Here is a 3,587-nt window from a genome sequence, read left to right on the forward strand (position 1 = left end):
GAAGTGGCTTAGAGATTACTATTTTGTTTTGAAAGTTCATGGAAAAGGACTAGCATTTCTGCTAGTCCTTTTTTGTATGAAAAAATAATGAGTATAGTCATGAAGGATAAATGGAATATACTTTTGCTTATAATAAATGAACAGAGGTAGAATGAGACTATTTATAGTTTCATTCTACCTCTATTTTTTTGCAGGGAAGCTATATCAATATAGAGTTCACATTTATAAATTTTAGTTATTCATGATTTTTAGTCATGTGAAATCATTGAGAGAAACCTATTTACCTATATGTATATTTCAAGGTTTTAGTTGGTTTCTCTATATGAAATCTCTACTATAATAGTTATACTATAATAGCAGAGTAAAGAACATTCTAAAAATAGAGGGGGTGAGTGCTTGGAACTCAAAAAAATTATAAGAATGCTTATAGTTATTAACATCCTACAAATTTTTTTAGTCATATCTATTTGGTTTTTCAAGGAATTAGGAGATGAAATAGGACTTAGTGTATTTTTATATTACTTATGCATGGGACTTGTTATTGTAAATAGCATGACGACACTTTGCAGTTTTTATTTTATTAATAGCTTAAAGAGTAGTTCTCTTATAGAAAGTATCAATAACTTAGAAGCACTTAATACAAGACTAAGAAGTCAACGACATGAATATCTTAATCAGCTTCAAGTAGTTTATGGGCTTATGGAACTAGAAGAATATGAGGAGGCAAAAAGGTATTTGGAACCATTTTGCAAAGATATCATGAAAGTAAGTAAGGCCCTTAAAACAGCGCAGCCAGCAGTGAATGCTTTATTACAAGCAAAGATAGAGATGGCAGAACAAAGAAAAATAGATTTATATATAGAAGTTAAATCTGATTTAAAACAAATTCCCATAGAACCTTGGGAGCTTTGCAAGGTGCTTAGTAATATTGTAGATAATGCTATTACGGCATTAGAAAAAAAGGAGACAAATCGTAATTTACATATTGAAATAGATGAAGATAGTAATCAGTACCTTTTTAGTATTTATAATAATGGTCCACAAATTCCAAAAGAACAGCTAGATGCAATCTTCAAGAAAGGATTTACAACTAAAAAGGAAGAAGGTCATGGGATGGGACTATATATTGTAGCCGATATTATTCAAAAGGTTGGTGGCAATATACAAGTCTTTTCTGAAAAGGATAAAACAACCTTTGAGGTGAGTATCCCAAAATCAGGAAAGGTTCAATAGATTATCAGTAGGGCGTGTATCAGACATAATCATAGAGATATTTTGATGTAGTAGGTTTAAAGTCAGTATTATGAGTTGTAGTTTGAATAAGAAAAAATGACAATATAGGGGGGTAAATGTATAACTCAAAGAGGATGTATAGTAATAATTAGGGGGTAGGCGTAAAATAGTATTATCAAAAGTGATAAGAAAGGGGGAGATGATAAATGCTAGTAGAAGTTATAGGCGGTCTTTCGGTGTTTGCGATTATATTATTTATTTTAGGCTTTGTTTTTGTAGGAATTGAAATGGTATTACCAGGCTTTTCTTTCCCGGGAATTATGGGAATCATTTGTTTAGTTGCAGCAGTATTTTTGACGGCAGATAATGTTTTACAGGGGGCTATTATAACTTTAATTGTACTTTTGATATTGGGCATGATGTTGGCAATTATATTATGGCTTTTTGCAAAGAAGAAGATTAAAGGCCCTATGATTTTGAGAGAGGAGCTGAATACAGAAAAAGGTTATATCAGTTCTAGTGATTTAAATTACTTGTTAGGTAAAGAGGGGATTGCGTTAACTGATCTTAGACCTTCAGGAAGAGCTTCCTTTGATGGTGTAGATTTTGATGTCATTACTAAAGGCGTTTATATTGAGGCAAAGTCTAAAATTATTATCAGTGAAGTACAAGGTTCTAAGCTTATTGTTAAGCAAAAAGTATAATAAGAAAAGAGGAAAATAAATGGGGATTTCAATAGGAGCAATTGTATTAATTGGTGTTATTGCATTAGTAGTTATTTTATTCTTTATGTTTGTACCAGTGGGGTTATGGATTTCGTCTTTAGCAGCTAATGTGCATGTAAGTATTTTTAATTTAATTGGTATGCGTTTAAGACGTGTTGTCCCTAGTATGATTGTGATGCCACTTATTAAAGCAACTAAAGCTGGCATAGACTTACAAGTAAATAGCTTAGAGGCGCATTATTTAGCTGGTGGGAATGTCAACAAAGTAGTGGATGCATTAATTGCAGCAGAAAGGGGAGGCATTGAATTGCCATTTACAAAAGCAGCAGCTATTGACCTTGCAGGACGTGATGTTTTAGAAGCTGTCAAAATGAGTGTTAATCCTAAAGTTATAGAGACAAGCAACGTATCAGCAGTTGCAAAAGATGGTATTGAATTGTTAGTTAAAGCAAGGGTTACTGTAAGAACAGATCTTGAACGTTTAGTAGGTGGTGCAGGTGAAGCAACCGTACTTGCTAGGGTTGGTGAAGGGATTGTTACAACTGTAGGTTCTGCAGTTTCTCATAAAGAAGTACTAGAAAACCCAGATAATATTTCTAAAATGGTACTTTCAAAAGGACTTGATGCAGGAACAGCATTTGAAATTTTGTCTATTGATATTGCAGATATTGATGTAGGTAGAAATATAGGTGCACATCTTCAAATGCTTCAAGCAGAAGCAGACAAAAATATTGCACAAGCTAAAGCAGAAGAAAGACGTGCCATGGCAGTTGCCAAAGAACAAGAAATGCGTGCTTATGTAGTAGAAGCGGAAGCAGAAGTACCAAAAGCTATGGCATATGCGTTAAAAGAAGGAAAACTTGGGGTGTTAGATTACTATGATATGCAAAATATCAAGGCAGATACCGAGATGAGGAAATCTATCTCAGCGCCTCAAAAAGATATGAATCCTTTAGGAGGCAAAGGCGATGAATAAGAATGGATTAGGTGAAGAAGGGATATTTATAAAACCTAATTTAGAAGGGGAAGAAAATAAGATTATTTTTAATGGGGAGGAAATCCTCGTTAAAGGAAAGAAAGTATGTAAGAAGGCAATCAGACATCATATGCAAAAAGAAGAGGAAGATGGTTTTAAGAAAAAGCATAAAAAAGATCAAATGAATGGAAAGAATCATTATAATGGAAAGAGTCATTATAGTGGTGGGGAAAGTAATGCACAAAGTTTAGTACAAAGTTTAGATAGAAGTAACCAGAATGAAAGATTTAACAATGAAGTCAGCCAAGATAATCAAGATATAAAGCAAACAACAGTGAGAAAGGATAGCTCAAGTATCATAGCAGGAGATGAAATAACACCTAGCCAAATGAGAAAGGCAATCGTATGGGCTGAGATTTTAGGAAAGCCTGTATGTAAAATGAGAAGAAATAGAAAGCAGGGAAGAAGATAATGGAGATTAAAGTACTATTAGTAGAAGATGAACCAGGAATCAGACTTCTTCTTTCTAAGATTATCGAAAAGAATGATGGCTTTAAAGTAATAGGAGAGTGTGACTGCATTACTGATGCAGTCACACTCTCAGGCTGTAGACAATTACATTGTCTACAGCCATTTTTACTGTTAGACTAGAA

Annotated in this window: 5 protein-coding genes; all 5 read left to right on the plus strand. The window is 33.5% G+C overall.

Features of this window, described 5'->3' with window-relative positions:
- The first annotated feature begins 396 nt into the window (after positions 1-396).
- The 5 genes from AC1VAQ_RS20880 to AC1VAQ_RS20900 all read left to right on the plus strand — a co-directional run bounded on the left by AC1VAQ_RS20880 (position 397) and on the right by AC1VAQ_RS20900 (position 3,585).
- Positions 397-1,233 carry a sensor histidine kinase gene (locus tag AC1VAQ_RS20880; protein WP_302600299.1) on the plus strand — a complete coding sequence of 279 codons (837 nt, stop codon included), beginning with the start codon at positions 397-399 and terminating at the stop codon, positions 1,231-1,233.
- 206 nt (positions 1,234-1,439) lie between these two features.
- Positions 1,440-1,937: an NfeD family protein gene (locus tag AC1VAQ_RS20885; RefSeq protein WP_302600300.1), complete on the plus strand. Its 498-nt coding sequence runs from the start codon at positions 1,440-1,442 to the stop codon at positions 1,935-1,937.
- A gap of 19 nt (positions 1,938-1,956) precedes the next feature.
- The gene (gene floA / locus AC1VAQ_RS20890) at positions 1,957-2,934 is read left to right on the plus strand and encodes a flotillin-like protein FloA (RefSeq protein WP_479904533.1); all 978 of its coding nucleotides are present in this window, start codon (positions 1,957-1,959) and stop codon (positions 2,932-2,934) included.
- Positions 2,927-3,406 (plus strand): hypothetical protein, encoded by a 480-nt coding sequence (locus AC1VAQ_RS20895; protein WP_302600302.1) that lies wholly within the window; start codon positions 2,927-2,929, stop codon positions 3,404-3,406. The genes floA and AC1VAQ_RS20895 overlap by 8 nt, the downstream gene beginning before the upstream one ends.
- On the plus strand, positions 3,406-3,585 hold the full coding sequence (locus AC1VAQ_RS20900) for a response regulator (protein ID WP_479904534.1): 180 nt from the start codon (positions 3,406-3,408) through the stop codon (positions 3,583-3,585). Before AC1VAQ_RS20895 ends, AC1VAQ_RS20900 begins: the two co-directional genes overlap by 1 nt.
- The last annotated feature ends 2 nt before the right edge of the window (positions 3,586-3,587 follow it).

This window comes from Cellulosilyticum sp., assembly GCF_982396655.1.

Bases quoted from the DNA above. Each gene is read 5' to 3' on its own strand.
- AC1VAQ_RS20885 (WP_302600300.1), top strand. From the start codon at position 1,440: ATGCTAGTAGAAGTTATAGGCGGTCTTTCGGTGTTTGCGATTATATTA.
- floA (WP_479904533.1), top strand. From the start codon at position 1,957: ATGGGGATTTCAATAGGAGCAATTGTATTAATTGGTGTTATTGCATTA.
- AC1VAQ_RS20895 (WP_302600302.1), top strand. From the start codon at position 2,927: ATGAATAAGAATGGATTAGGTGAAGAAGGGATATTTATAAAACCTAAT.
- AC1VAQ_RS20900 (WP_479904534.1), top strand. From the start codon at position 3,406: ATGGAGATTAAAGTACTATTAGTAGAAGATGAACCAGGAATCAGACTT.